27 protein-coding genes, 3 tRNA genes and 1 pseudogene are annotated in these 25,787 nt (G+C 61.9%); 17 read left to right on the top strand and 14 right to left on the bottom strand.

All coding sequences use genetic code 11. The features are described from left to right. The first annotated feature begins 54 nt into the window (after positions 1-54). Entirely contained in the window at positions 55-522 is a 468-nt protein-coding gene (locus NKI17_RS07565) for a YidB family protein (protein WP_352451061.1), read from the top strand. A gap of 165 nt (positions 523-687) precedes the next feature. On the opposite strand, the gene NKI17_RS07560 is transcribed toward NKI17_RS07565, so the two are convergent. Beyond that, positions 688-761 (bottom strand) — tRNA-Gly (locus NKI17_RS07560). Positions 762-828: 67 nt separating this feature from the next. After that, positions 829-913: transfer RNA gene (locus NKI17_RS07555), tRNA-Tyr, on the bottom strand. A 202-nt stretch (positions 914-1,115) separates the two neighbouring features. Here NKI17_RS07555 and NKI17_RS07550 point away from each other — a divergent pair. Next, on the top strand, positions 1,116-1,967 hold the full coding sequence (locus tag NKI17_RS07550) for a TrmH family RNA methyltransferase (protein WP_352905580.1): 852 nt from the start codon (positions 1,116-1,118) through the stop codon (positions 1,965-1,967). 123 nt (positions 1,968-2,090) lie between these two features. On the opposite strand, the gene NKI17_RS07545 is transcribed toward NKI17_RS07550, so the two are convergent. The 3 genes from NKI17_RS07545 to gcl all read right to left on the bottom strand — a co-directional run bounded on the left by NKI17_RS07545 (position 2,091) and on the right by gcl (position 5,824). Continuing rightward, on the bottom strand, positions 2,091-2,978 hold the full coding sequence (locus NKI17_RS07545; protein WP_352905579.1) for a 2-hydroxy-3-oxopropionate reductase: 888 nt from the start codon (positions 2,976-2,978) through the stop codon (positions 2,091-2,093). Between the two features lie 243 nt (positions 2,979-3,221). After that, positions 3,222-4,019 (bottom strand): hydroxypyruvate isomerase, encoded by a 798-nt coding sequence (hyi, locus tag NKI17_RS07540; RefSeq protein ID WP_352905578.1) that lies wholly within the window; start codon positions 4,017-4,019, stop codon positions 3,222-3,224. Positions 4,020-4,042: 23 nt separating this feature from the next. Beyond that, complete coding sequence (gene gcl, locus NKI17_RS07535) at positions 4,043-5,824, bottom strand: glyoxylate carboligase (protein ID WP_352905577.1); 1,782 nt, start codon at positions 5,822-5,824, stop codon at positions 4,043-4,045. Positions 5,825-6,026: 202 nt separating this feature from the next. Here gcl and bhcR point away from each other — a divergent pair, with 202 nt between their 5' ends. Further along, on the top strand, positions 6,027-6,884 hold the full coding sequence (bhcR, locus tag NKI17_RS07530) for an HTH-type transcriptional regulator BhcR (RefSeq protein ID WP_352699895.1): 858 nt from the start codon (positions 6,027-6,029) through the stop codon (positions 6,882-6,884). A 40-nt stretch (positions 6,885-6,924) separates the two neighbouring features. Here the strand turns inward: bhcR and NKI17_RS07525 are convergent, their stop codons facing one another. The 3 genes from NKI17_RS07525 to NKI17_RS07515 form a co-directional block, all read right to left on the bottom strand. Then, positions 6,925-7,281: a hypothetical protein gene (locus NKI17_RS07525; protein WP_352457467.1), complete on the bottom strand. Its 357-nt coding sequence runs from the start codon at positions 7,279-7,281 to the stop codon at positions 6,925-6,927. Between the two features lie 464 nt (positions 7,282-7,745). Beyond that, entirely contained in the window at positions 7,746-8,045 is a 300-nt protein-coding gene (locus tag NKI17_RS07520) for a BA14K family protein (protein ID WP_352636975.1), read from the bottom strand. 191 nt (positions 8,046-8,236) lie between these two features. After that, positions 8,237-8,404 (bottom strand): hypothetical protein, encoded by a 168-nt coding sequence (locus NKI17_RS07515; protein ID WP_352905576.1) that lies wholly within the window; start codon positions 8,402-8,404, stop codon positions 8,237-8,239. A gap of 156 nt (positions 8,405-8,560) precedes the next feature. Here NKI17_RS07515 and NKI17_RS07510 point away from each other — a divergent pair. From NKI17_RS07510 to NKI17_RS07495, 4 genes are all read left to right on the top strand, one after another. Further along, positions 8,561-8,636: transfer RNA gene (locus tag NKI17_RS07510), tRNA-Thr, on the top strand. Positions 8,637-8,789: 153 nt separating this feature from the next. Continuing rightward, a complete protein-coding gene (locus NKI17_RS07505; protein WP_156937488.1) occupies positions 8,790-9,029 on the top strand; it encodes a hypothetical protein in 240 nt (79 codons plus the stop codon). A 275-nt stretch (positions 9,030-9,304) separates the two neighbouring features. Next, positions 9,305-9,502: a hypothetical protein gene (locus NKI17_RS07500; RefSeq protein WP_084641813.1), complete on the top strand. Its 198-nt coding sequence runs from the start codon at positions 9,305-9,307 to the stop codon at positions 9,500-9,502. 135 nt (positions 9,503-9,637) lie between these two features. Beyond that, the gene (locus NKI17_RS07495; protein WP_023680420.1) at positions 9,638-10,276 is read left to right on the top strand and encodes a cupin domain-containing protein; all 639 of its coding nucleotides are present in this window, start codon (positions 9,638-9,640) and stop codon (positions 10,274-10,276) included. Between the two features lie 64 nt (positions 10,277-10,340). Here the strand turns inward: NKI17_RS07495 and NKI17_RS07490 are convergent, their stop codons facing one another. Continuing rightward, entirely contained in the window at positions 10,341-10,907 is a 567-nt protein-coding gene (locus NKI17_RS07490) for a DUF2569 family protein (protein WP_352691875.1), read from the bottom strand. Positions 10,908-11,045: 138 nt separating this feature from the next. Between NKI17_RS07490 and NKI17_RS07485 the strand changes: the two genes are divergently transcribed. Continuing rightward, positions 11,046-11,246, top strand: a complete 201-nt coding sequence (locus tag NKI17_RS07485; RefSeq protein ID WP_023679908.1) for a DUF2905 domain-containing protein — start codon at positions 11,046-11,048, stop codon at positions 11,244-11,246. 55 nt (positions 11,247-11,301) lie between these two features. On the opposite strand, the gene NKI17_RS07480 is transcribed toward NKI17_RS07485, so the two are convergent. Further along, the gene (locus NKI17_RS07480) at positions 11,302-11,916 is read right to left on the bottom strand and encodes a TetR/AcrR family transcriptional regulator (protein ID WP_023679909.1); all 615 of its coding nucleotides are present in this window, start codon (positions 11,914-11,916) and stop codon (positions 11,302-11,304) included. Positions 11,917-12,007: 91 nt separating this feature from the next. Here NKI17_RS07480 and NKI17_RS07475 point away from each other — a divergent pair, with 91 nt between their 5' ends. From NKI17_RS07475 to NKI17_RS07445, 7 genes are all read left to right on the top strand, one after another. Then, positions 12,008-13,114: a polyamine ABC transporter substrate-binding protein gene (locus tag NKI17_RS07475; RefSeq protein WP_352905575.1), complete on the top strand. Its 1,107-nt coding sequence runs from the start codon at positions 12,008-12,010 to the stop codon at positions 13,112-13,114. 13 nt (positions 13,115-13,127) lie between these two features. Next, entirely contained in the window at positions 13,128-13,970 is an 843-nt protein-coding gene (locus NKI17_RS07470; RefSeq protein ID WP_502894444.1) for an ABC transporter permease, read from the top strand. Between the two features lie 2 nt (positions 13,971-13,972). Next, positions 13,973-14,755: an ABC transporter permease gene (locus NKI17_RS07465; protein WP_352623244.1), complete on the top strand. Its 783-nt coding sequence runs from the start codon at positions 13,973-13,975 to the stop codon at positions 14,753-14,755. Beyond that, positions 14,752-15,822 (top strand): ABC transporter ATP-binding protein, encoded by a 1,071-nt coding sequence (locus tag NKI17_RS07460; protein WP_352905574.1) that lies wholly within the window; start codon positions 14,752-14,754, stop codon positions 15,820-15,822. Before NKI17_RS07465 ends, NKI17_RS07460 begins: the two co-directional genes overlap by 4 nt. Further along, positions 15,819-16,580, top strand: coding sequence for an MBL fold metallo-hydrolase (locus tag NKI17_RS07455; RefSeq protein ID WP_352797117.1), 762 nt, complete (start codon positions 15,819-15,821; stop codon positions 16,578-16,580). Before NKI17_RS07460 ends, NKI17_RS07455 begins: the two co-directional genes overlap by 4 nt. A gap of 461 nt (positions 16,581-17,041) precedes the next feature. Continuing rightward, positions 17,042-17,815 (top strand): NAD kinase, encoded by a 774-nt coding sequence (locus NKI17_RS07450; protein WP_023679915.1) that lies wholly within the window; start codon positions 17,042-17,044, stop codon positions 17,813-17,815. A gap of 190 nt (positions 17,816-18,005) precedes the next feature. Then, entirely contained in the window at positions 18,006-19,601 is a 1,596-nt protein-coding gene (locus tag NKI17_RS07445) for a DEAD/DEAH box helicase (RefSeq protein WP_352905573.1), read from the top strand. 81 nt (positions 19,602-19,682) lie between these two features. Here the strand turns inward: NKI17_RS07445 and NKI17_RS07440 are convergent, their stop codons facing one another. Together NKI17_RS07440 and NKI17_RS07435 are read right to left on the bottom strand one after the other, a co-directional pair. Further along, on the bottom strand, positions 19,683-21,695 hold the full coding sequence (locus NKI17_RS07440) for a BTAD domain-containing putative transcriptional regulator (RefSeq protein WP_352905572.1): 2,013 nt from the start codon (positions 21,693-21,695) through the stop codon (positions 19,683-19,685). Between the two features lie 447 nt (positions 21,696-22,142). Next, the gene (locus NKI17_RS07435; RefSeq protein WP_352905571.1) at positions 22,143-23,036 is read right to left on the bottom strand and encodes a LysR family transcriptional regulator; all 894 of its coding nucleotides are present in this window, start codon (positions 23,034-23,036) and stop codon (positions 22,143-22,145) included. A gap of 134 nt (positions 23,037-23,170) precedes the next feature. On the opposite strand from NKI17_RS07435, the gene NKI17_RS07430 reads away from it, so the two are divergent. Together NKI17_RS07430 and NKI17_RS07425 are read left to right on the top strand one after the other, a co-directional pair. Further along, positions 23,171-24,055, top strand: coding sequence for an NmrA/HSCARG family protein (locus tag NKI17_RS07430; protein WP_352905570.1), 885 nt, complete (start codon positions 23,171-23,173; stop codon positions 24,053-24,055). Between the two features lie 50 nt (positions 24,056-24,105). Continuing rightward, positions 24,106-24,378 (top strand): annotated as a pseudogene (locus NKI17_RS07425) (DUF2798 domain-containing protein). Positions 24,379-24,468: 90 nt separating this feature from the next. On the opposite strand, the gene NKI17_RS07420 reads toward NKI17_RS07425, so the two are convergent. Together NKI17_RS07420 and NKI17_RS07415 are read right to left on the bottom strand one after the other, a co-directional pair. After that, positions 24,469-25,116 carry a YiaD family glycine zipper/OmpA-like lipoprotein gene (locus tag NKI17_RS07420; protein WP_023679922.1) on the bottom strand — a complete coding sequence of 216 codons (648 nt, stop codon included), beginning with the start codon at positions 25,114-25,116 and terminating at the stop codon, positions 24,469-24,471. A 174-nt stretch (positions 25,117-25,290) separates the two neighbouring features. Continuing rightward, a complete protein-coding gene (locus NKI17_RS07415) occupies positions 25,291-25,659 on the bottom strand; it encodes a GFA family protein (protein ID WP_023679923.1) in 369 nt (122 codons plus the stop codon). Positions 25,660-25,787: the final 128 nt, after the last annotated feature.

The following is a 25,787-nucleotide window of genomic DNA, read 5'->3' as shown; positions in this document are numbered from 1 at the left end:
CCATGGATGCGTCATTGTTGGAGACGGACGGGCAATTTGACATGGAGATCCACAATGGGACTGTTTGACAATGCCGTTCCCGGCGGCAACGTCGCCAAGCCGCTGATGATCGCGCTCGGCGCACTTTTGGTGGGAAAAATGCTGAGCGGTGGAAGTTCGGCCCAGACGGAGGCAGCGCAAAGCCCTGCCCCCGTCCCGCCTGACACAACCACATCCGCCGATGGCGGCCTGCTCGGCGGTCTGGGCGGCCTGCTCGACAAACTGAAGGACGCCGGCCACGGCAACGTTGCCAATTCGTGGGTCGGTACCGGTCAGAACCAGCCGATCAACCCCAGCGATCTGGGCAGTGCTCTCGGGCCACAAATCATTCAGGAGATCGCGCAAAGGACGGGCCTGAACCAGCAGGATCTGCTCAAGCAATTGTCCGCGGCCTTGCCAGGGCTTGTCGACCAGCTGACGCCGAACGGGCAAGTGCCGCAGCAGAACCAGCTCGCGTCCATATTCAGCAAATTCGCGAGCTGACGCCTGTCGCCCAACGCCGCCTGCGGTTCGGGACAACGATAACACAGATTAAGATGCGCGTCCGTCTGGACGCGCAACGAATACTTTGAATTATCGGCAAAGCGCTTCGCTTGGCGGTGCCTGCTTCGGAATCGTGTGCGAGGGACGCTGCGGCTGCGGGAAATCTGGAGCGGGTAGCGGGAATCGAACCCGCATATTCAGCTTGGAAGGCTGCTGCTCTACCACTGAGCTATACCCGCGCCTTTCAGTCAAGCATCGGATCCGCTCCGACGCTCGCTCTGCGTTTCAGGGCTTCCGGGCCGGCAGTGGTGGAGAGGGTTGGATTTGAACCAACGTAGGCATAGCCAACGGATTTACAGTCCGTCCCCTTTAACCACTCGGGCACCTCTCCAGTCTGCCGCCGGAGCCATGCAACGAGGCATCGACGCGTCGCGGCCGCCAAAGCAGCCCTTCCGCGAAGCGCCTTATGGCGGCAGCGCCCAAAACTGTCAACCGCAACAGCCCGGCAAAAAGCGCTGAATCTCACGCCTCGCCCGACAAGCAGCTTCTGCGGCTGTATCCATGACCGGACGACACGGCTATAGAAGCCGGCCATGAGCAACGATAACAAATCCAAGACCCCTAAAGACACCCACTACGCCAAGCTGCGCCGCGCGCATCGCGACGAGAAGAGCGGCGGCGCGCCGGCGTTCAGGCCACGCCAGCCGGTGCCGCCCGGCGAGAACCCGGCGGATGGGCTGGTGCGGCTCTACGGACTGCACACGGTGCGGGCAGCACTCGACAATCCGCGCCGCAAAATCAAGAAGATGCTGGTGACGCGCAACGCTGCCGAGCGACTGGCAATCGCCGATCTCGGCGCTTTGCCCTTCAAGGCGGAACTGGTCGAACCAAGGGACATCGACAAGGTCACCGGTTCCGATGCCGTGCACCAGGGCGTGCTGATCGAGGCCGAGCCGCTGAAACCGAAGCGGCTCGATGCGCTTGGCGACGCGAGGCTGGTGCTGGTGCTCGACCAGATCACCGATCCGCACAATGTCGGCGCGATCCTGCGCTCGGCAGTGGCTTTCGGCGCCGGCGCGCTGATCACCACGGCGCGCCACAGCCCGCAGGAATCCGGCGTGCTGGCGAAGTCGGCCTCCGGCGCGCTTGAGCATATCGACCAGATCGCGGTGAAGAACCTCGCCGATGCGCTGGGGCAGCTGCACGAGGCCGGCTTCCAGACGATAGGGCTGGATTCGGACGGGCCGGCGGAACTTGAAACCAGCTTTGCCGGTGACAAGATCGCTCTGGTGCTCGGCGCCGAGGGCAAAGGCCTGCGCCAGAAAACGCGCGAAACGGTGACGACGCTCGCCCGGCTCGACATGCCCGGCGCCATTCGTTCGCTCAACGTCTCGAATGCCGCGGCGGTGGCGCTTTATGCGGCGAGGAAGTTTTTGAGAGAGTGAATGGTGAATGGTGAATGGTGAATGGTGAATGGTGAGACTGTGCGTAAGTCGTGACCAATTCACTACCAACTACTCACCTATCTGCAACTGACTACCTATTCACTATTCACTATTCACTATTCACTATTCACCCACTTCACATCCCGCCATTCGCTCCAGCGCCTTGACCAGCGCCGAATGATCCTCCTTTGACCCGCCATTCGCCGCGCACGAGTTGAACAATTGCTGCGTCGTTGAAGTGTTGGGCAGGGCGACGCCGAGCGCTTTCGCGCCTTCAAGGGCGAGATTCAGGTCCTTCTGGTGGAGTTCGACGCGAAAGCCCGGCGCGAAGCTGCGCTTGATCATGCGCTCGCCATGCACTTCCAGGATACGCGAGTTTGCGAGCCCGCCCATCAGCGCCTGCCTGACCTTGGCCGGGTCTGCGCCGGCTTTCGATGCAAAAACCAGCGCTTCGGCGACGGCCTCGATGGTCAGCGCGACGACGATCTGGTTGGCGACCTTGGTGGTCTGGCCGACGCCGTTCGGCCCGACCAGAGTGATGTTCTTGCCAAGCTTCTCGAAGATGGGCCTGGCGCATTCGAAGGCTTTTTCCTCACCGCCGACCATGATGGTCAGCGAAGCCGCCTTGGCGCCGACCTCGCCGCCCGACACCGGCGCGTCGAGATAGTCGCAGCCGACATCGTTGATCTTTTTTGCGAATTCCTTGGTCTCGATCGGCGAGATCGAGCTCATATCGATGACCAGCTTGCCTTTAGTAAGGCCTGACGCGACGCCGTTCTCAGCGAACAGCACGTCGGCGACCTGCGGCGTATCCGGAACCATGGTGATGACGATGTCGGCGGCACGCGCGACGGCATCATGGCCGGTGACGGCCTTCAGGCCCTTGGCGACGAGGTCGGCCGGCGGCTTCGAGCGGTGGTCGCTGGCGACGACCTGATAACCGGCGTCTAGCAGATGCCCCGCCATCGGCGCGCCCATGATGCCGAGACCGATGAAGCCGATGGTGTCCATGTCTTTCTCCGTTTCTTGTTAAGGGGGCGTTCCTGCGCGCGCCCCTCTGGCCTGCCGGCCATCTCCCCCACGAGTGGGGAGATCGGCAGTTCCCGCGCCGGCCCTTAAACGTTCCCGACCTCGAAAATTGGCGAAAGCGGCGGTGACATCCAATCTCCCTCCTTGTGGGGGAGATGCCAAGTTTTGGCAAAGAGGGCAGGCCAGAGGGGGGCGCGCAGGAACGCGACGTGCGATACGTAGCGTCTACGCCCCCGCACTCCCCTGCCCGGCCGCGTCCCGAAACCACCCGAGCCCGGTTTCCGTTCCGCCCTTGGGCTTGTACTCCGCACCGACCCAGCCGGAATAGCCGATGCGGTCGATGTGGTTGTACAGGAAGGGAAAATTGATCTCGCCCGTCCCCGGCTCATGACGGCCGGGATTATCCGCAAGCTGGATATGCGCGATGCGGTTGAGGTGTGCCTCGATGGTACGGGCGAGATCCCCCTCCATGATCTGCATGTGATAGATGTCGTATTGCAGGAACAGGTTCTTCGAGCCGACGCGGTCGATCAGCGCCAGGGCCTGATCCGAGTAATTCAGGAAAAAACCCGGAATGTCGCGGGTGTTGATCGGCTCGATCAGCAGCTTGATGCCGGCCTGCTCCAGCTTTTCGGCCGCGAAAGCCAGATTTTCGGCGAAGACGTCTTCCAGCACGGAGCGATCGACGCCTTGCGGCGCGATGCCGGCGAGGCAGTTGACCTGCTCGCAGGCGAGCGCATGGGCATAGGTGACGACCTTGGCAATGCCCTGCCGGAACTCCGGCACGCGGTCGGGCAGGATCGCGATGCCGCGCTCGCCCTTGGCCCAGTCGCCGGCAGGCAGGTTGAACAGGACCTGCGTCAGCCCGTTCTTCTTCAACCTGGCCGCGACGACATCCGGCGCATGGTCATAGGGGCCGATATACTCGACGCCCTTGAAGCCGGCGCGGGCGGCGGCATCGAAGCGGTCGAAGAAGTCATGCTCGCCAAAGAGCATCGAAAGATTGGCTGAGAACCGTGGCATGGCAGTAGTTCCTCATATGCGGCTTAATCGAGCATGACGATCGCCGTGGGGGCATCTTCATGGCGTTCGGCTAGCTCCTCGAATTCGGTGATCTTGTCGATTTCGGTACCCATCGAAACGTTGGTGACGCGCTCGAGGATGAATTCGAGCACCACCGGAACCTGGTGCTCGTCCATCAGGCGCTTTGCCTCTTCGAAGGCACCGGCGAATTCCTCCGGCCGGCGCACCCTGACGGCCTTGCAGCCCATCGCCTCGGCAACGGCGACGTGGTCGACGCCGTAGCCCGCCTCTGGATCGCCCTGTCGATTGACGTTCTCGAAGGCGAGACTGACTTCGAAGTCCATCGAAAATCCGCGCTGCGCCTGGCGAATCAGCCCGAGATAGGCGTTGTTCACGACGACATGGATGTAGGGTAATCCGTGCTGTGCGCCGGCCGCCAGTTCCTCGATCATGAACTGGAAATCATAGTCGCCGGACAATGCCACAATTGTGCGGTCCGGATCGGCGGCGCGAACACCGAGGGCTGCCGGCAGCGTCCAGCCGAGCGGGCCGGCCTGGCCGCAATTGATCCAGTTGCGTGGCTTGTAGACGTGCAGGAATTGCGCCCCGGCGATCTGGGACAGGCCGATCGTGGTGACATAGGTGGTGTCGCGGCCGAACGCCTTGTTCATCTCCTCGTAGACGCGCTGCGGCTTCAGCGGCACCTGGTCGAAATGGGTCTTGCGCTTCATTGTCTTCTTGCGCTGCCGGCATTCGCCGGCCCAGCCCGACCAGTCGCGCAATTTTCCGGCCGTCCTCCACTCGGTGGCGACGTCGAGCAGCATCTTAAGCGCCGCACCGGCATCTGAGACGACGCCAAGGTCCGGTGCGAAGACCCGGCCGATCTGCGTCGGCTCGATATCGACGTGGATGAATTTCTTGCCCTTGGTGTAGACGTCGACCGAACCGGTGTGGCGGTTGGCCCAGCGGTTGCCGATGCCGAAAACGAAATCGGCTTCGAGCATCGTCGCATTGCCATAGCGGTGCGAGGTCTGCAGCCCGCACATGCCGGCCATCAGGCGGTGGTCGTCGGGGATCGCGCCCCAGCCCATCAGCGTCGGGATGACAGGCACGCCGGTGACCTCGGCGAACTCGATCAGCAGATCGGACGCATCGGCGTTGATGATGCCGCCGCCGGCGACGATGACAGGCTTTTCCGCCGCGTTCAGCATCGTCAACGCCTTCTCGGCCTGGGCGCGCGACATTGCCGGCTTGAACGGCACCAGCGGCTCGTAGGCATCGATGTCGAACTCGATCTCGGTCAGTTGCACATCGACAGGCAAATCGATCAGCACCGGCCCCGGCCGCGACGAGCGCATCAGATGAAACGCCTTCTGCAACGACATCGGCACCAGATAGGGTTCCATGACGGTGACCGCCCATTTGGCGACGGGTGCGGCGATCGCCGCAATGTCGACGGCCTGAAAATCCTCCTTGTTGAGACGCGCGCGCGGCGCCTGCCCGGTGATGCAGAGGATGGGAATTGAATCGGCAGCGGCCGAATAGAGGCCGGTGATCATGTCGGTGCCGGCAGGACCCGAGGTGCCGATGCACAGACCGATATTGCCCGATCTGGCGCGGGTAAACCCTTCGGCCATATGCGAAGCCGCCTCGACATGCCGCGCAAGGATGTGGCGGATACTGCCCCTCGCCTTCAGCGCCGAATAGAGCGGGTTGATCGCAGCACCCGGCACGCCGAAGGCACAGGAGATGCCTTCCTTTTCGAGAACGAGAACCGCTGCGTCGACTGCGCGCATCCTGGCCATGTCAGCCTCCACCGAATTGTTGATAGCCGATGATGCCAGCGCACCAATGATTTTTCAATTTTTTCAGAATATTTTTTCATTTCTAGAAAACAGCTCTTGTGGATTGAATTTATTTGATTTTATGTTTTCCACGAATTCGCTTCGCAAATCGGTGAAAAACTTTTTCATTGCTTATTGGGCGAACAGAGCGAAGAATGGATCCATGGAAACCACCGAAAAACGCCAGCGCGGCCGGCCGCGCGCCTTCAACGGACCGGCCGAGGCCGCCTCGGTGCAGTCGCTGGACCGGGCGCTGCGCATACTGGCAATCGTTGCCGATGGCAGCGGCCTGTCGCTGAGCGAGATCGCCGCCAGTTCCGGTCTGCCGGCATCCACCGCCTACCGCATGCTGACGACGCTGGAAAACCACGGCATGGTCGAGTTCGACGGCCCTGACCAGCTGTGGTCGATCGGCGTCGAGACCTATCGCATGGGTGCGGCGTTCCTGCGCCGCCGCAAGCTGGTCGACCGCGCCCGTATCGTCATGCAGGAACTGATGGAGAAGACCGGCGAGACCGCCAATCTCGGCGTCGCCGAGGACGATTGCGTCGTCTTCGTCAGCCAGGTCGAGACGCACCAGGCGATCCGCGCCTTTTTCCGGCCGGGCACGCGCAGCTCCTTCCATGCCTCGGGCATCGGCAAGGCGGTGCTGGCGCATCTCGAGCCGGAGCGCGTCGCCACCATCCTGCGCCGGGCCGGGTTGGAGCGCTTCACCGAAAATACGCTGTCCGACATCTCGGCGCTCGCTCGCGACCTGGTGACGATCAAGCTGCGCGGCTGGTCGGTAGACGACGAGGAGCGGCATCCGGGCATGCGCTGCGTTGCCGCCGCCATCTTCAATGAATTCGGCGAGCCGATCGGCGGCGTTTCGGTCTCCGGGCCGACAGTACGGGTCACGCCGGAACGGCTGGCCGAGATCGGCCCGCTTGTGCGCGATGCGGCGGCGGAGGTGACGAGGATGATCGGCGGGCTGCCGACCCCTCCCGGCCTTGGCAGCGAGCCGAGCGCATGGCAGCGCTGACCGGCGCGGAATGGTGCGACATCTGCCAGGATGGCCAGAGCTAGGCCCCGGGCACCGCGCTCTTGGTCGATAGGTCGTAGAAATCAAGCAGCATCGCCAGCCCAACTCCGCAGGCGGTGAAGATGAGGCCGGCAATGAAGATACGATTGGCGCGTTCATAAACGCGCCGTTGTAGAGACGTTATGTCGAGCAGCAACCGCAGCGCTCGTATCTGCAGGGCAATGCCGATCAAAATCGGCGCGACGGCGGCCAGGTGATAGATTTCCCATGGTATCGGGTTGGCGGCCCAATGCGTGATGAAGCCCAGCGAGAACGCCAGCAGGATGCCGACGGTGGTGATTGTGCCGTTGCGGAAAACCGTCTCGATCGGCTCTTCGTTCGGATCGTGCTCGCCCAAGTGCCCTCTCCCTGTTTCAATATCGGTGCAGATTAGGCTGTTGGGAAATCGCTGTACATCGGCAAGAGTGTTGGCGAATGCTGAAGCGGCATCCGATCTCGTCTTAAGTGGGCGATGTTCGACAGGACAGAGAGGCTGACGGAGCGCGGCTTTATTCCAGCTTGGGTTCCTCGCCCCACGGAAGTGGGGAGAGGTGGCGCGGCGAAGCCGCGACGGAGAGGGGACCGCGCCCTACGAAGGCCCCCTCTCCGGCCGCGGAGCCTGTCCTCGGGCTTGCCGAAGGCAAGACCCGTGGGCGGCCACCTCTCCCCCGCTTCGCGGCGGGCGAGGAACCCAGGTCCTAAGAGGTCGGAGGAACAACCCCTCTGCCCTGCCACTCAGACGCGCAGAAAAAGGGGCAGTGGGGTGCCCCTTCTTCCGGTTGCCTGAAACGGTCACCTCCTCCCAAGCTGGCATAGTGGCCCTCAAAGCCAGCAGCGATGGCGATAGCCGTCGTAGCCGACATAGGTGTCCGAGTACGGGTCGTAGCTCTGGTAGCGATTGAGGCAGCGCCGGACGTGCCAGGAGCCGCCGTCTTCCTCGATATAGACGGTGCGCGGCTGGGCGAGCGCGCTGCCGAGCAGGAAGCCGCCGACACCTGCAGCAATGCCGATGCCGAGGTGCTTGTGCTTGTGATGGGCGGCCGAAGGCTGAACCGTACCAACCAGCATGGCGGCGGCGACGGTGGTGGCGACGAGGCCGGAAACGATGGTGCGCTTGAACATGACGATCTCCTTGTTGTGGGAGGCGATCCAACCGCCTCTTGACCATCAGTCGTCGCAACAAGGAAAAAGGTTCGAAGGTCTTTTTGGATTTTTCTCGAAGGGGGAAATCGCCTGGTCGAAGCCAGGTGGCGGTCAGCCGCGCGACCACGAACGGTCGCCGGTCGACAGTTCACCGGAACAATCGGCAGACCTCAGCCCATGCCGGTGATATGGCGAAGCCAGAAGGCGAGCGCGATGAAGCCGACGATGGCGGTGACGCCGGTCCAGTCGATATTGGCGCGCTTCAGATCCTTGACGAGCTTCACCAGGAGAACCCAAGCCACGACGACGAGCGGGAGAATGATGACAAACCTGATCATGCGACAGCCTCGCTGATGCGATTGCACCTTCGATCAATATAGGAAGCGAATTGGCCGTTTTCAGGACGCCTTGGCGGCAGAACCGGCGCGTTCGCGGCGGCCGAAAACGGAGTTTTGTCTTTACTGGCGCGGCAAATATGGTAACCGGAGCGCCGTGCCCTTGTAGCTCAGCTGGTAGAGCAGCGGTTTTGTAAACCGAAGGTCGGCGGTTCGATTCCGTCCGGGGGCACCAGTACGGGCTTCTTGAGACCTCCGGGGCGCTTGATATCTGCTCATCCCCGATATCCACAGGCCGGGGCCGTCAGGATCGGTAGCACATCAGCTTCAACGCATATATTCCCTAGCGGAAACCATAGTTCCCTAGCGGAAAACCTAGGAGTCTTCGTTGGAGCAGAAACGCACGACCGCCCCCTTCATCAACGGCATATTTGGCGGATTTATCGTCTTCGCCTTCGCGTTCGGTTTCCGTTTCCTGCTAAGTCCCGATCCCGATCCAACATCAAGAGCAACGACAAGCCTTTCAGTACTGGCCTTCGCCATTTGTTTCGGCGCAGCCTTCCTCCGCGAGCACCGGCGCCAGATTGCCGCCGCCAGAGAATATATAAGCCGCCCAAGATCGTACTAGGGGCGTACGTGTCGGGACCGTCCTCGTCGGGTCACCAGAAACTTCCGTGAAATTGCTGGCAAAATCTGTCGCCAGACAACGAGTTAGCATCTCATATCTAGAGACGCTGAGCCCGGGCGTGACTTCGCCGTTGCAGAGCCGTCATTTCGGCCCTCTCTCCCGGCCTCGGCCATCTCGTACCATTCGATTAAATTGCTCCTGTGTATATTAGCACTCGCTCAATTAAGCGCGCCGACAATGTCGGTGCGGCGGGCCAAAAACCAAAGGGTGTTGTCATGCGAAGTGATTTCGCCGCGGCGCGCGAGCTTTTGGAGTGCGCACAAAACCGCCTCTGCGGCGCGGATGAAACGAGCCGACGCGTCAACGAGGCCCTCGACGCGCTGATTGAAGAAATAGCCATCGCGGAATTCCGCAAGGCGCCACTGACGGTTGTGCCGTTTCCGCGTGCGCGGCCGCCTAAGCATGTTCGGTAGAGCGCTGATCGCTCGCGTTGACGAAGAGCCGGCAACTGGTGTTTCCGCAATCGCCCGTTGGAGCGTCGTTGAACGACCAAGCCTTTGACGATAGAGTTGCCGGGCAGTGGTGCTCTGAAACTCCGGAGCCGATCCATGTCACGCTGTGGAGATGTCTACGAGAACAAAGTGACCGGCGAATATGCGGTCATCCTGCGTGGCACCGAAGACCGCGGCCAGGGACCTGGCATCGCTCATCTGACAGCCCGGCCGGGAGCCGCAGTGGTGGGCGAGCACTTCCACCCGAACCTGACGGAACGGTTTACCGTCCTCCGTGGCCGTCTCGACGCTTGCATCGCCGGGAAAACTTTGTCCCTGGGGCCTGGCCAATCCGCCACGGTCGAAGCAGGCGTCGCACATGATTGGTGGAACAGCAGCAAAACCGAAGAAGCGCATGTCCTGGTCGAAGTCGACCGGGCGCCAGGTGCGGACAATGTCGACCCGAACCGTTTCGAGCTGCTGATCGGCATGCTCTTCGGCCTGGCCAATGCCGGCAAGGTGGACAGAAAAGGTAGACCTTCGCCGCTTCAGGCAGCAGTCATCGCCAGAGAATTTGCCGACGTGATCGTCTTCACGCACCCGCCACCTTCGATTCAGCGAGTGGCGCTGGCGATCCTGGCGCCACTCGGCCATCTGCTCGGCTATCGCGCGATCGACCCGGACTACTGCAAGCCGCACGGGCATGTCACGCCGGCTCCTGAAATCCTCGCTAGAGCAGGCCTAGTAGCCGGATGATCCGGGTCCATATTGGGCGCCCGGCATTTTTGTCGGCAGCCATACATAGGACTCGCGGCAAGCTCTATGAAGCACTCGCGACATGACCGGATATGGCGACCCGGTCGAACGTGTTTCTCACCCTGACCGACTTGTAGACGTAGGCGACCCAGATGCCGGTCAGGACAAAAGAAACTGCGGGCATTACCAGCGCATCCCCTGCAAGCACCAAGCTCACAGGAGCGCTCATAACCGCTGAGATCCATGCCGCGTCCAGAATAAACACGATTGGTATTGCAAACCACTGATACAGGAATAGCTGCTTGAAGCGGTAACTCCGCAGCAGCATCGCAAAGAGCACAACCACCTGGAACACCACAAACGCCAGCAAGAGGGCAATCTCTCCGTAGACCGCCAAAGTGCCATTCGGGAGCGTCATGAGCTGTCGGTAGCCTTCACTCGATGAGCCCAATGAGACGAGCGTGCGTAGCGGGGAGAAAGCCTGAAGGATCGCCAGCAGCATAAGCCAGCCTCCGAAACCTACGAGAGCCGAAGGATCCTGTAATGGCTTTGCGGCTGACCGAACGGCAAAGAAAACAGGCACGCCGATCAGCAGCAGCACTATAGCCCAATGCCAGATGGAAATCTGCATCCAACCCTCCCTTGATGCCCTTTTAGGTTGTAACAGATTTCAACCTCAACTCAAGAGGCAACATCGAGAGGAAGCGCTGCTTGCAGACCCGTCAACACTAGATTTCCGGCATGATACTATTTCCGGCAGGATGCTGCCATGTCGCGAACTCTGATCGTCGTTGGTCTCAGCATAGTCGCCATAGGCCTGCTGTGGCCTTGGTTGGCTCGGACCGGCCTTGGCAGGCTGCCCGGCGATATCGTGATCGAGCGTGAGAACTTCAGGCTTTATGTCCCTATCACCACGGGCATACTGGTCAGCATCGTGCTCTCGGCCATTCTATGGCTGATCAACCGTTAGGCGATGCTCCGGCTGCGGCGATTTGGGTTGCAGGCCCTACTCGCCCTTGATCTTCTTACACTCCGATCGCCGCCACCAATATCCTGTTCTGCCTGCGTATCGCCGTGCGCAGTTCGGCAATCCTCGCCTCCTCGCGCTTCACGAATTCGATGAACATCATGTTCATGTTGTTGAAGATGAGTTCGCCGAGCGCCGGCCCGTCGATGTCGCGGCGCACCAGGCCGAGCGCCTGCAGGCGGACGATCAGCGCGCGGATTTGCTCGGTCAGGGCGCGGTCTAGCGCGGTATAGGCCTGGCCGAACGGGCTGTCGGGCAGTTGCGTCGAGATCGCCATCGCCTGCCGCCACATCTCCTTGCTGAGATAATGCAGCGAGTGCTCGATATAGATGCCGAGCAGCGTATCGAGAGCGTCGCCGACATTGGCCGGCGGGTTGGCGACGACGCCGCGCCCGGCATTCAGCACCTCGTTGACCTCCATCGAGACGATGGCGCCGAGGATGTCGCCCTTGTTCTGGTAGTAATTGTAGATCGTGCCGACCGAGACTTCGGCCTGCGCGGCGATGGTCTCGATCTTGGCGCCTTCATAACCCGCATCGCGGAAAAGCGCCGCCGCCGCCTCGATGATGCGACGGTGCCGATCCGCCTTCTGCCTTGCCCGCAATCCGCTCATATCGGCTGTTTGCCACAAAAACAGAATTGACTCAATTTTAGAATTGGTTCAATTTTTTCCTACAAGCCAAAAAGGCATGGGAGAACACTCGATGTCCATCAATCAAAAGACCCCCAATCCAATTACCAGGAATCCGCTTTCCGTTCTGAAGAGCCATCTCCAAGGCGCCTGTGCGGCGGCAGCACTGCTGCTGGCGGCGGGCAGCCTCGCTCAGGCGCAGGATCTCAACGCACTGATCTGGTGCGATCACGCCGATCCGGCGCTGCTGCAGCCGTTCGAGGAGGCGAACGGCGTCAAGGTCAATGTCAAGGAATTCGAAGGCACCGGGGCCGGCCTGGCGATCGTCGAACAATCGCAGCCCGGCGACTGGGACGTGATGGTGATCGACAGCATCGACGTACGGCGCGGTGTCGAAAAAGGCCTGTTCGAGCCGCTACCGGAAGACAAGCTGCCGCTGGCCGACCTGTTTCCTCAGGTGAAGATGGATAGCTCCACCGTCGTTGACGGCAAGCGTTACGGCATCACCGAAAAGTTCGGCTACAACACGATCGGATACAACAAGACCAAGGTCGATCCGGCCGACATGCAGACGATGGCGGCGCTGACCGGCGACAAATACAAGGGCAAGATCGCCATCTACGATTATTACCTGCCGGTCATCGGCATGGCCGCACTGGCGATCGGCAAGAAGACTGCCGAGCTGACCGAAGCCGACCTTCCCGCCATCAAGGAAGAGCTGCTCAAAATGAAGGCCAACGCCAAGCTGGTCGGCGAGGTGACCGCCAGCCAGACGGCGCTGGCGACCGGCGAGGTCGACATTCTGGTCGGCGGCGGCGAATGGGTGACGGCGGGGTTGGCCAAGGAAAACCCTGCCCTCGATTTCTCTATCCCGAAAGAAGGCGCCGTGCTGTGGTCGCAGTCGCTGGCAATGTTCAAGGATTCCAAGAACAAGGAGCTGGCGCTTAAATTCATCCAGTACATTATGAGCCCCGAAGGCCAGGCGCGGCTCGCCACCTCGTCCTGCTATTGGGGCATGCCGGCCAACAGCAAGGCGGCGTTGAGCGACGAGCAGAAGAAAATCCTGCGCTTCGACGAGCAGCCGGAATTCCTCGCCCGCGCCCAGTCCTATCCGGCGCCGAATGCCGATCTCGACAAGAAGATGCAGGACGTCTGGACCGAAATGCTGCAGGCGCAATGACCGGCTGCTGGTCGTGAACGCCGCCAACAGCGGGCGTGCCCTGCCCTGGGCGCTGGTCACGCCGGCGCTCGGCTGGACGTTGCTGTTCTTCGTGCTGCCCTTCGTCGCCATGGCGGTATCCAGCCTGACGGCGCATGAAGGCGGCGGCTTCACGCTGTCCAACTACAGCCAGTTCTTTGCCAATCCGTCTTACTGGCAGGCGATGGTGAACTCGCTGCAGGTCACCGCCATTGTCACCGTGATTTCGGTGCTGCTTGCCTATCCGTTTGCGTGGATCCTGGCCGAGCAGGTGCCGGAGCACTGGCAGCGACTGGCGCTGATGCTGGCGGTGCTGCCGTTCTGGACCTCCTACGTCGTGCGCTCCTATTCCTGGCTGCTGGTGCTGGCGCAGAACGGCGTCGTTAACCGCGCGTTGACCGGCTCCGGCCTGTTCGGCGAACCGCTGCAGCTCGCCAATACGCGGCTGGCCACCGTCATCGGCTTCGTGCATTTCTTCGTCATGCTGTTGACGCTGACGATCTTCGCCAATCTGAAGCAGCTCAGCCCCAGCTACCGCAAGGCCGCCGCCGACCTCGGCGCCGGGCCGGTTCGGACTTTCCTGCATGTCGTTCTGCCGCTGACGCTCCCCGGTATCATGGTCGGCGCCTTCCTCACCTTTGTGCTGTGCATCGGCGACTACATCACGCCGCAGATCCTCGGCGGCAACAACGAGCTTTTGATGCCGCAACTCGTCATGATGCAGATCGGCCGGCGCGGCGACTTTCCGCTCGCTTCGGCTCTGTCGATCATCCTGATGGCGGTGGTCACCGTCGCCTACCTCGCCTGCGCCCGCTGGCTGAAGATCGAGCGGGCCTGACCATGCGCGCTTTCATCCGCCTCGTCTCCGGCCTTTACGCCATCGCAATCTACGGCTTCATCTTTCTGCCGGTCATCGTTCTGGTGCTGTTTTCGCTGCAGGCAACCTCGTTTCCGATCCCGCCCTTCACCGGGCCGTCGCTGCGCTGGTACGAGGCCGTGCTCGCCGACACGCGGCTGACTTCGGCGCTGGTCAATTCGCTGCTGGTGGCGGTCGTCTCCTCGGCTGTCGCCGTCACGCTTGGCTTTCTCTCCGCTTGGGGTTTTGCGCGCTTCGCCTTGCCGGGCTCGGGCCTGATGCGCGGGCTGATCACCTTGCCCTTGACCGTCAGCTATCTCATCATCGGCATGGGGCTGCTGGTGCTGTTCAACTGGACCGGCGTACCGAAGTCTCTACTTGCCGCAGGCATCGGCCATGTCGTGATCAACCTGCCGCTCTGCTTTGCCATCGTCTACAGCCAGATGGGCGATCACCAGATCAACATCGAGCGCGCCGCGCGCGACCTCGGCGCCCCCGAATGGAAGGTGCTGCTTTTGATTACCGTACCCGTTATGGCGCCGGCGATCTTCGCCGGTTTCTTCCTGTCGATGACCTTCTCCTGGGACGAGTTCGTCATCTCGTTCCTGTTGACGCGCTTCGACACGACGCTACCGGTCGAGATCTGGAACCTGCTCCGCTCCGGCCTCAATCCCAAGACCAACGCCGTCGGCTCGCTGGTCTTCGCCGTCTCCATCGTACTGGTGGTATTGTTCGAGCTGATGCTGTTGCGGAGGAAGCCGGCATGAGTGCGCCACTGGTCGATATAAGCTCCGTCTCGCATCGCTTCGGCCAGCACACCGTGCTGAAGAACGTCTCGCTGACGATCGAGCCGGGCAGCTACACGATCCTGCTCGGGCCGTCCGGCTCCGGCAAGACGACGCTTCTGTCCATCCTCGGCGGCTTCGTCACGCCGAGCGAGGGCAAGGTGCTGATCCGCGGCGAGGACTGCACCGCCGTGCCACCGGCGAAGCGGCCGACGACGACCGTGTTCCAGGATTATGCGCTGTTCCCGCATATGAGCGTCGGCAGCAATGTCGGCTTCGGCCTGCGCATGCGGGGTGTCGATGGCGCAACCCGGGCAGCGAGGGCGCGCGAAGCGCTGGCGCTGGTCGGGCTGGCTACTGCCTTCGACAAGAAGCCGCACCAGCTTTCCGGCGGTCAGCGGCAGCGCGTGGCGCTGGCGCGCGCCCTGGTGGTCGAGCCGGCGGTGCTCCTGCTCGACGAGCCGCTCGGCGCGCTCGACCTGAAATTGCGCCGGCAGATGCAGGATGAATTGAAGGCGATCCAGAAACGCGTCGGCACCGCCTTCATCCACGTCACCCACGACCAGGAAGAGGCGATGGCGCTGGCCGATCATTGCGTGGTGATGAATGACGGGCGCATCGAGGACGAGGGACCGCCCGAGCGCGTCTATGCACGGCCGGCGACGCGCTTTTCCGCGACTTTCATGGGCGAAAGCACGTTGATTTCCGGAACAGTGACCGAGGCGAAGAGCGGCAAAATCACCGTCAACACGAAGCTTGGGTCGCTCTCTTTGCCCGGCACATTGCCGGCCGGCTCGACCGTTGCGCTGGCCGTCCGGCCGGAGCATCTTGTTCTCGGCGCTGCCGGCGGTGCTGTGGCGCTCGGTATGGTCAAGGTCAGCGACGTCGTCTTCCAGGGTAGCTTCAAGCGTGTGCTGGGGACCTCCACGACCGACCCGGCGCTGCACTTCATCGCCAAGGTTCCCTCGGCATCGGCCGTCCAGCCGGGCGACGTGGTCGCGGTATCGTGCGATGCTGGCGACATCATCCTGCTTGCGGACCAAACATGAGCTCGCTTCCAATCATCGACGCTCCTAACTGGTACGAAACTATCCGCATGGGCGATGGCGTGACGCTGATCCACGAGCCGTGGATCAAGCCGTTCTTCCGCTGCAACATCTGGCATGTGCGCGGCCGCGACCGCGATCTTCTGTTCGACACCGGCCTTGGCCATTTCAGCCTGCGCCGCCACGTGCCGCTGGTCACGGAGCGCAAGCTCACCTGCGTGGCCAGCCACACCCATTTCGATCATATCGGCTGCCATCACGAATTTCCCGACCGCTGCGTCCACCCGGCCGAGGCCGAAATCCTCGCCGACCCGCGCAACGAATGGACGGTTGCCGACCGCTATGCCACCGACGAGATGTTCGACGGCATGCCGCAAGGTTGGGACACGAAGCGCTACCAGATCCTGCCCGCACCAGCCGGCCGGTTGCTCGAGCAAGGCGACATCGTCGATCTCGGCGACCGTGCCTTCGAGGTCATCCACACGCCCGGCCATTCACCCGGCGGCATTGCGCTCTACGAAAACAGGACGGGCATCCTGTTTTCCGGCGACATCATCTATGACGGCCCGCTGATCGACGACGTCTATCACTCCGATATCGACGATTATGTCGAAACGCTGCTGCGCATGCGCGATCTCGATGTCTCGGTCGTGCACGGCGGCCATTTCCCGAGCTTCGGCAAAGTCCGCTATCGCCAGCTTGTCGACGAGTATCTCGCGCAAAAGCGCCAGGCCGGCTGCCATCTGTTGCAAGCCCGATAAGCACTGGCGCTGTGGCGTCAAAGCGCCCTTTGCGGACAGGGTGTCCCCGCCGCGTCGCCGCAGCGTGAGGCCGTGGGCTCGGGTCTAAAGCTCTTTTCCTCCGACTGGCGCACCAGTTCCGCGAAAGCCAGGGCAAAACTTGCCAGCATCAGGAAGACAATAATCAAGCGTGCCAGCGGCAATAGATCGGCCTCGACTGGTTAGCCCCCACGCCGCCCGTCCGCTGCCGGCTAACATGATCGATATGGCTTTACGAGAGTTTAAGGCGAGTCTTAACCATCACATCATTTTGTCCTCCGACATGATGCGCGAGTGCGGCTTGTTTGGTCGCCATCTCCAGGCACCTCCCTCCCTTTGCAGAAATGCCCACCCATGCTAACCCGGCGCTGGCGCGGCCCAGCAACCGGTCGCCGCCAATCGGTCGCCAGACGGTCGTCGCCAATCGGTTGTCGTTGAGAGCCATGAGCAAAACCGCCAGCCGTTTCGCCTTCGTCTCATCTGGTACCGCCGACGCCAATGCGGCGCTGGAAAGCCTTTCGGCACGCTACGGCCAGGCATCCGTCGAGGAGGCCGGGATCGTCGTGGCGCTCGGCGGCGACGGCTTTCTGCTGCAGACCCTGCGCGAGACGATGAGCACGGGAAAGAAGGTCTACGGCATGAACCGTGGCACCATCGGTTTTCTGATGAACGAATACCGCGCCAGCGGTTTGACGGGGCGCATCGCGGCTGCCGTCGCCGAAACGATCCGTCCGCTGGAGATGCAGGCGGTGACGGCCGAAGGCGAGACGATTTCGGCGCTCGCGATCAACGAGGTCGCGCTTTGGCGCCAGTCGTACCAGACGGCCAAGATCCGCATCACCGTTGATGGGCAAGAGCGGCTGGAGGAATTGCATTGCGACGGGGTGATGATTGCGACGCCGGCCGGCTCGACCGCATATAATCTGTCGGCGCACGGGCCGATCCTGCCGCTCGACGCTCCGCTGCTGGCGCTGACCCCGGTCAGCCCGTTTCGTCCGCGCCGCTGGCGCGGCGCGCTGCTCTCCAACAAGGCGATCGTGCGTTTCGACATTCTGGAGCCGGAAAAGCGGCCGGTGAATGCCGCCGCCGACCACACCGAGGTCAAGGCGGTGACGACGGTCACGGTGAGGGAATCGCCGACGGCAACGGCGACGCTGCTGTTCGATCCCAACCATTCGTGGAACGAGCGCATTCTCGCCGAACAGTTCCGCTACTGAGCCGGCGCGGCGGCCGCTGCGCAAATTAAGCATCGCGATTAAGGTTACGGCTTCACAATCGCGCCAATGCCGCCCGTTTGTGTTGACAAATCGTGGGCTTGCGCCTACCTGCAATACCAATCTTGCAGGCGCGCGGCGCTTGCCGCGACTGCATATGTTGCGCCCCCGAACCAGCCAAAGACAGCCAAACTTGTCCTCAGACACCCAGATCGCTCAAGAAGCGTTGACCTTCGCAGACCTCGGCCTGTCGCCGAAGGTCCTTTCCGCAGTTACCGATGCCGGCTACACCGAGCCGACGCCGATCCAGGCTGGCGCCATCCCGCACGCCTTGCTCGGCAAGGACGTGCTGGGCATAGCCCAGACCGGCACCGGCAAGACGGCGTCCTTCGTCCTGCCGATGCTCACCCGGCTGGAAAAGGGCCGCGCCCGCGCCCGCATGCCGCGCACGCTGATCCTCGAGCCGACGCGCGAGCTCGCCGCGCAGGTCGAGGAAAACTTCGTCAAATACGGCAAGAACCACAAGCTCAACATCGCACTGCTGATCGGCGGCGTGTCCTTCGACGAGCAGGACAAGAAGCTCGAGCGCGGCGCCGATGTGCTGATCGCGACCCCCGGCCGCCTGCTCGACCATCGCGAGCGCGGCAAGCTCCTGCTCAACGGCGTCGAGATCCTCGTCATCGACGAGGCCGACCGCATGCTCGACATGGGCTTCATCCCCGACATCGAGCGTATCTGCGAGATGATCCCGTTCACCAGGCAGACGCTGTTCTTCTCGGCGACGATGCCGCCGGAAATCACCAAGCTCACCGAGAAATTCCTGCACGCACCGGTGCGCGTCGAAGTGTCGAAGGCAGCATCGGCCGCCACCAACATCACCCAGCGGCTGGTGAAATCCGGCCCGAAACCCTGGGACAAGCGCGAGACGCTGCGCAATCTGATGAAAGCCGAGGATGCCGAGCTGAAGAACGCCATCATCTTCTGCAACCGCAAGATCGAGGTATCGGAGCTGTTCCGCTCGCTGCTGAAATATGACTTCGACGCCGGCGCTCTGCACGGCGACATGGACCAGCGCGCGCGCATGCAGATGCTGGCCAATTTCCGTGACGGCAAGCTGCGCTACCTCGTTGCTTCGGATGTCGCGGCGCGCGGCCTCGACATTCCCGATGTCAGCCATGTCTTCAATTACGACGTGCCGATCCACGCGGAGGATTACGTCCACCGCATCGGCCGTACCGGCCGCGCCGGGCGCTCGGGCAAATCCTTCACCATCGCGACCAAGTCGGACACCAAATACATCGACGCCATCGAGCGGCTGATCGGCACGAAGATCGAGTGGCATGACGGCGATTTGTCGACGGTCGTTGCCAGCGAAGGCGGCGAGGATGAGGCCCCGCGCCGTGGCCGCGGTGCGCCACGCCGTGCCGGCCGCAAGGACGACGCCAAGGACAGGGGCGAGCGCAAACCGCGTGAACGCCACGCCAAGCGCAGCGAAGAAGCAGCGCCGGAAGCAGTTAGCGAGGAACAGCCGGTCTTGGCCGAAGCCACCGTCGCCGACATCGACGAGCGGCGTACCCGCAAAGAGGCGATCCGCTCGGAAAACAGCGAGCGCCAGGCTTCACCTGAACGCAAGGCTTCGCCGGATCGCAACGAAAGGCGCGCGCCGGAACGGGGCGACACCAGGCCGCAGCGCGAGCGCCCTGGCCGCCAGCGACAGGAAGACAATGACGCGACCGTCGGCTTCGGCGACGACATGCCGGCCTTCATGCGGATCGTCGCCAAGGTCTGATGCTGCAGGGCTTGCGCGTCGCGCCGACGCGCGAAGCACCGAAAGCTGCATAAGACGGCCTCGCTTCGCGCTGATACTGCGTTAGTCCGGCAGGCCCGCCTTACGAAGGCCTTCGATATATCTGCTGCGATCATCCGGTCGATAAAACGGCGGCAGCACCTCGGCGAGATTCGAAAGCCGCAGCGAGGGATCGAACTCGCATAGCCGGGCCATCATTTGCTGCGCTTCCGTTAGGCGCCCCGCAAGGGCATGACCCGCCGCCACTACACGCATCGCGCTCACGTAGTTCGGCTGGTGACGCAGCGACTTTCCCGCCCAAGCGACGGCGTCATCGTAGTGGCCTGCACAAAAATGAGCGAGCCCGGTGTTGAACTGCCAAGCGAACAGGCGTGGATCCAATGGGCTTAGGCGCATGGCAAGCGCGGCGTGCTCAATGGCCTTGCCTGGCTCGCCCAAGCAAGCCCTCACCCAGCTGCTGACGCCCAAAGCAGCGGCCAAGTTCGGGTTGAGAGCGAGCGCGCGATCGATGCAAGCCGCACTATCATCAAGGTCGCCGCCTACGTAGCCGAGGACGTATCCACCGTAGGAAAGCGCAATTGCATCGTCCCTTCCGAGTTCGACCGCTCTCCTGGCCAGTCGAGTAGCTTCGGCAATCTCTTCTGCACGGTCGACCATCCAGCCGTTGCTTTTTCGGGTAGCGTAGCACCGCGCCGCCCGCGCATGGGCTATCGCGAACTCCGGGTCACGGTCGATCGCCTTCATGAAGAGGCGCAAGGCGTCGTCAATGGCCGATCTACTAGTGATCGTTCGGTCAAAGGCCGCCAGCCCGCGGAGATAGTAGTCATAAGCATCGAGGCTTTCTGTCGGTTTGCGTTTGGCACGCTCGATCTCAGCCTCCTCCATTTTCGGTGTGATTGCGCCGACGATGCTCGAGGCGACCTGGTCCTGCAGATTGAAAACTTCGGCGAGCGTTCCATCAAAACGGTCGGCCCAGAGATAGGCCCCCGTCGAGGTGTCGATGAGCTGCCCGGCGATGCGCAGGCGGTCGCCCGCCCGGCGAACACTTCCCTCGACCACATAGCGCACGCCCAGCTCACGCCCGACCTGCTTTATGTCTATGGACCGTCCCCTGTAGGTGAAGCTCGAATTCCGTGCGACCACGAACAGGTGACGAAAGTGAGCCAAGGCGGTGACAATGTCTTCCACCATGCCGTCGGCGAAATATTCCTGCTCCACATCACCGCTTAGATTCTGAAACGGCAGCACCGCAATCGACGGCTGGTCGTCGCGCCTCGTCGGGGCCGCCAGAACCTGCGCCAGTGATGCGGCGCCAGAGCTTGGCTCCGGCCGCTGACGTTCAGTTCTTTCACGGGACTGCAGGGAAGCCGCAAGTGAGCTTGTCTGCTCCTCTGGGTCCGCATTCAGATGTTTTTTTAAAGCTGCCCGACACAGCTCGAACTGGCGCAAGGCCGCGTTTTCGTGACCTCGATGAGCGTGGATGCGGATAAGCGCCCGATGGGCTGCCTCCGCCGTCGGATCCGAGGCGAGCAATCTCTCCGCGAGCCCTTCGCAGGCCGTCTCTTCCGCTGAGCCGGGTGCGGGCAGCGCCAGGCTCAGCCGATCGACCAACTGCAGCGCCTTGCGCTGATACTTACTCAGAAAGGGTCCAAACCACTCGTCCAGTTCGTCAGGAATCGTTTGCCCGGCAAGCAGCTCACCGCGGTAGAGATCGGCGGCGAAGGCGAGATCGGTGGTTCGGCCCTCCTCTAATTTCCGATCGAAGATCGAGATGTCCGCCTCATCCGGTCCGGCAATCAGCGCAACGGTTTCCTGATCCCCATCGATGTAGACGGTGGCATCCAAGCTGGCCGGGAACGAGCGCCTGATGTCGACAAGCGCTTGCCGCAGACTATTGCGGGCTTGCCCATTGCTTCGCCCCGGCCAAAAGGCTTCGGAAAGCTGCTCGCGACGATGGCCGCGGCGGCCTGCGAGAACCAGAGCAGCAAAAAGAAGCGAAGTCTTGCGTGTGGCGAACCGGACGGGCCGTTGCTCCGGGGAAGCAACCTCGAGGCCACCAAGCAACCGGATGCGCACAAATCGTCTCCAGACTTCGACCGCAGCGACAGAATAGCATCTCGGTGGATCGATTTAACACCGATTTAACGGCGGATCGTCGGACTCCTCCCAATTGTTCACGCACAGCCGAACAGCCCGAAAACACCTGCGTGGCACGCTCCCACCCGCAAACTCGAAATGGGAGACTAAGAAATGGCTCACACGGGAACTCGCGCCGGCAGCAGCGCGTCCAAACGCCGCTTGCTTGGGTCTGGCCTGAAAAGCGCAGCAATGATGATCACTGCCTTCACGGGGTGGCGGCGGACCGTCGCAAGACGCAGGGCATTGGCAAATTTGACGACCGATCAGCTGAATGACATCGGTCATTCGGAGGTCCATCAACCCGTGGTCAACGCCGCCAAGGCAGTTCTGATCACGAACTTGATGTCGATGAGGTAAGATCGGCGCTCAGATTAGTTTTGCGCCCTAAAGGTTCTTGAGCTCCAGGCGGGATGCCAGCAGGTCCAGAAAAGCGCGAACTTTGGCGGAGGATGATCTGCCTTCCGGCCACACGGCGTGTATCGGCACCGGCACTGGCTCGAATTCGGTCAGAACCAGTTCCAGGCGGCCGTCGTCCACCAGGTGTTTTATCTGCCAAAGCGGCGAGTAGCCCAGACCCAATCCGTGAACCGCGGCTGCATAGATGGATATCATCAAATTCGACCGGAAAGTGCCCGCGACCTTCACCGACCGGGGCTTGCCTTCAATCTGAAACATCCATTCGCCCGGGCGGCCGTCGACAGTTCGTACGATGCAATCGTGCTCACGCAATTCAAGCGGATGGGCCGGTCGGCCGCGTTGCTGGAAGTAGGCAGGTGCGCCGAACACCACGCGCCGAAGCGTGCCCAGGCGCTTCGCACGTAAATTGGAATCCGGCAAATTGCCGATCCGGACAGCCAAATCGAGACCCTCGGCATCAAGATCGACAAATTCATCGGAAAGCTGGAGGTCAACCTCGACGCGAGGATATGTCCGCATATAGTCGGCGATAACCGGCACGAGGAAATCCGGGCCAAACAGAACCGGGGCACTCACACGCAGGATGCCCGACGGCTCGGATCGTCGGTTGGCCGCCTGAAGCCTGGCTTCGTTAATTTCCTCGACGGCAGGTTTGATGCGCTGGAAAAAGGCCGCTCCGGCTTCGCTCGGCGTCGAGCGGCGTGTCGTCCTGTGCAGAAGCTCGACCCCGATGGATTCCTCCAATGTCGCCAAAGACCGACTGACCGACTGCAGTGAGCGGTTCAGCCGGCGTGCGGCAGCCGTCAGGCTGCCATGCTCGACAATGGCAATGAAGGCTTCGAAATCATCTATCCGGCTCATCGCTCATCGCTCATCGCTTATTTCTCCCGAAAATCGGGAGAAACTATCGCAAAATCGATCAATTGTAACGCAGTTCGCTAGATTTTATCTTCCCTGCACAGGCCGAAAGGCAGACTTGAGGGAAGGAGATCGTCATGCGAATACCCGGTCCAACAGTCCTGGTCGTAGGCGCCGCAGGCCGCGTTGCCGGTTTGGTGGTGCCTGAACTCGTCGGCCGCAATGCCAGGATTCGGGCGCTTGTTCGTGACGCCGCGAGTGCCGAAAAAGCCCGGAAAGCCGGTGCATCCGAGATCGCGATCGGAGATCTGCGCGACCATCAGAGCCTTGAGCAGGCCGTGAAAGGTGTCGACGGTGTCTTTCACATCGGACCGGCCTTTGCTCCCGACGAAGCCGCCATGGGCGTTGCCATGGTTGAGGCGGCGGCGCGAGCAGGCGTTCGAAAGTTCGTCTTTTCGTCGGTGATCCAGCCGACCAATACGAGGCTGGAAAACCATGCAAGCAAGGTACCCGTTGAAGCTGCCCTCTATTCGACGAACATGGAGTACACCATTCTGCACCCGGCCAATTTCATGCAAAATATCGCGGCGGCCTGGCCGTCTGTCGTCGAGCACGGCGTTTTCGCCGAGCCGTTTCCAAGGACGGCGAAGCTCGCCCGCGTCGACTATCGCGATGTGGCTGAAGTGGCGGCAATCGCACTGACCGAAGCGCGTTTGTCCTATGCGACCCTCGAGCTGTGCGCCGACGGTATGCACAGCCGCGAAGAGGTCGTCGCCATGATGAGCGAAGCGCTTGGCCGGCCGGTTTCGGCCGGCGAGCCGACATTTCAGGACTGGGCGGCGAAGGCCCGCCTTCCGTATACCGACCGGCAGTTGCAGATGCTGGCCAAAGTACACAGCCACTACGCCAAATACGGCCTCGGCGGGAACAGCCAGGCGTTGCGCGCCGCCCTTGGCCGCGAGCCGCGTTCGCTGCGAAGCTTCATTCGGGAATTGGCGCTGCAGGCGGCATATGCCGCCTGATCGTCCTCACAGTAACGCTGACGCACATTTTTTCTGATTGGGAGATTTCGATGCAAGCATCACCGGATCGAGCCTTCAAGTTGAGAAAGCTGCCGCCCTCCTACGGCGCGGTGGTGATGCCGTTGGTTCTTTCGATTCTGATGTCCTCGATTGTCTCGGCGGTTTCGACGGCAATCGGCGCAGGCTGGACGAACGGGTTCATAGCGGCCTGGAGCTATGCGTGGGGCGCTTCATAGCTTGTTGCGTTTCCCAGCCTGCTGATTGTGCTTCCGATCGTGCGCCGGATCGTTGCCGCAATTGTCGATCAGCCGGCCCGGTCCTGATATCGCGAACGAAGGGCGCCGGCGGCCGGTGGTCCGGCATAACCATTGGAGCGGCCCCGGACGGGGCCGCTCTCGGTTCATGTGCTTGCCTCAGGTGAGCGGCGACAGCTGGATCTCGACGCGGCGGTTCTGAGCCCGGCCGGCAGCCGTCGCATTGGAGGCGATCGGACGCGTCTTGCCGAAGCCGGTGACGGCGAAGCGGCGGGAATCGACGCCCTGCCCGGACAGATAGTTGGCGACCGCCAGGGCGCGGCGCTGCGACAGGTCGAAATTATGCTCGTCGCCGCCGGTCGAGTCGGTGTGGCCGAACACGTCGACCGTGGTCTGGCGGAACTTTTTCAGCACAAGGGCCACTGAATTCAGCACCGGATAGAAACCGGCCTTCACCGCGTCCTGGTCGACGTTGAAGGTGATGTCGGACGGCATGTTGAGGATGATCTGGTCGCCGGTGCGGGTGACGCTGACGCCGGTGCCCTGAAGCTGTCGGCGCAGTTCGGCCTCATTCTGGTCCATGGTGGCACCGATGGCACCGCCGGCAAGCGCGCCGATGCCCGCGCCGATCAGCGCATTGCGGCGGTCGTTACCGCCGGCAAGCATGCCGAGCCCGGCACCCGCCAAAGCACCGAGACCGGCGCCGGCAGCGGTGTTGGAAACCTTCTGTTCCCCGGTGTAGGGATCGGTGGTGCATGCGCTCACGAGCACAGCCGTCGCCACGACGGCGAGCACAATCTTTTTCATATGGTGGTCCCTCTCCATTCCACGGCCGCGCAACGGCGCACCGCATCAGCCCTTCCAGCGACTTGTAACATGAAATGCGGCGAAAAGCGGACCAGCAAAAGCCGTTGCCGCGGCTTTCCCCGGCTCAATTCCACACGCCTGCAGCGGCTCGCGCGACCACCCCAATTCGACCGGCTACCAGAGATTCTTGCCGTCGATGACCACCACTTCGACCTTGTCGAGATCGAAATCGTCGAACAGCCGCGAGTTCACGCTGATCTTCGGATTGTCGAAATTCGGCTCGCCTGTCGACCAGTCCGGCGTCTCGGTGAAGGTGCCACAGCCGCAGGTGGCGCAAAAACCGTGTTTTATGGTTTTCGATCCCCACTGGTAGAACGAAACATTCTCCGGCGGGCTGGTGAGTCTGAATTGCGATGGGGTGTAATAGGCCCACAACGAACCGCGTTTCGAACAGAAGGAACAGGTGCATCGCGTCACTGTCTGCGGCGCTTGCGAAACCTCGAACGTCGTCGCCTTGCAGTGGCAGCTTGCCTTGATGGTCATGAATTGGTTCCCTCACAATGCCGCCGCCCCGTACGGCAAAGGCAGCATAAAGAAACGCTCCTGACAACTGCCGGTCAGCAGGCTTGTGAGCCTGCGATGCACAGATCGAAGGCATCGATCCAAAACCG

The sequence above is a fragment of the Mesorhizobium sp. M0816 genome (assembly GCF_040320005.1).
Classification (GTDB): domain Bacteria; phylum Pseudomonadota; class Alphaproteobacteria; order Rhizobiales; family Rhizobiaceae; genus Mesorhizobium.
Note: the sequence above shows the minus strand (reverse complement) of the source record. Positions and strands in the feature narration are given on the sequence as shown.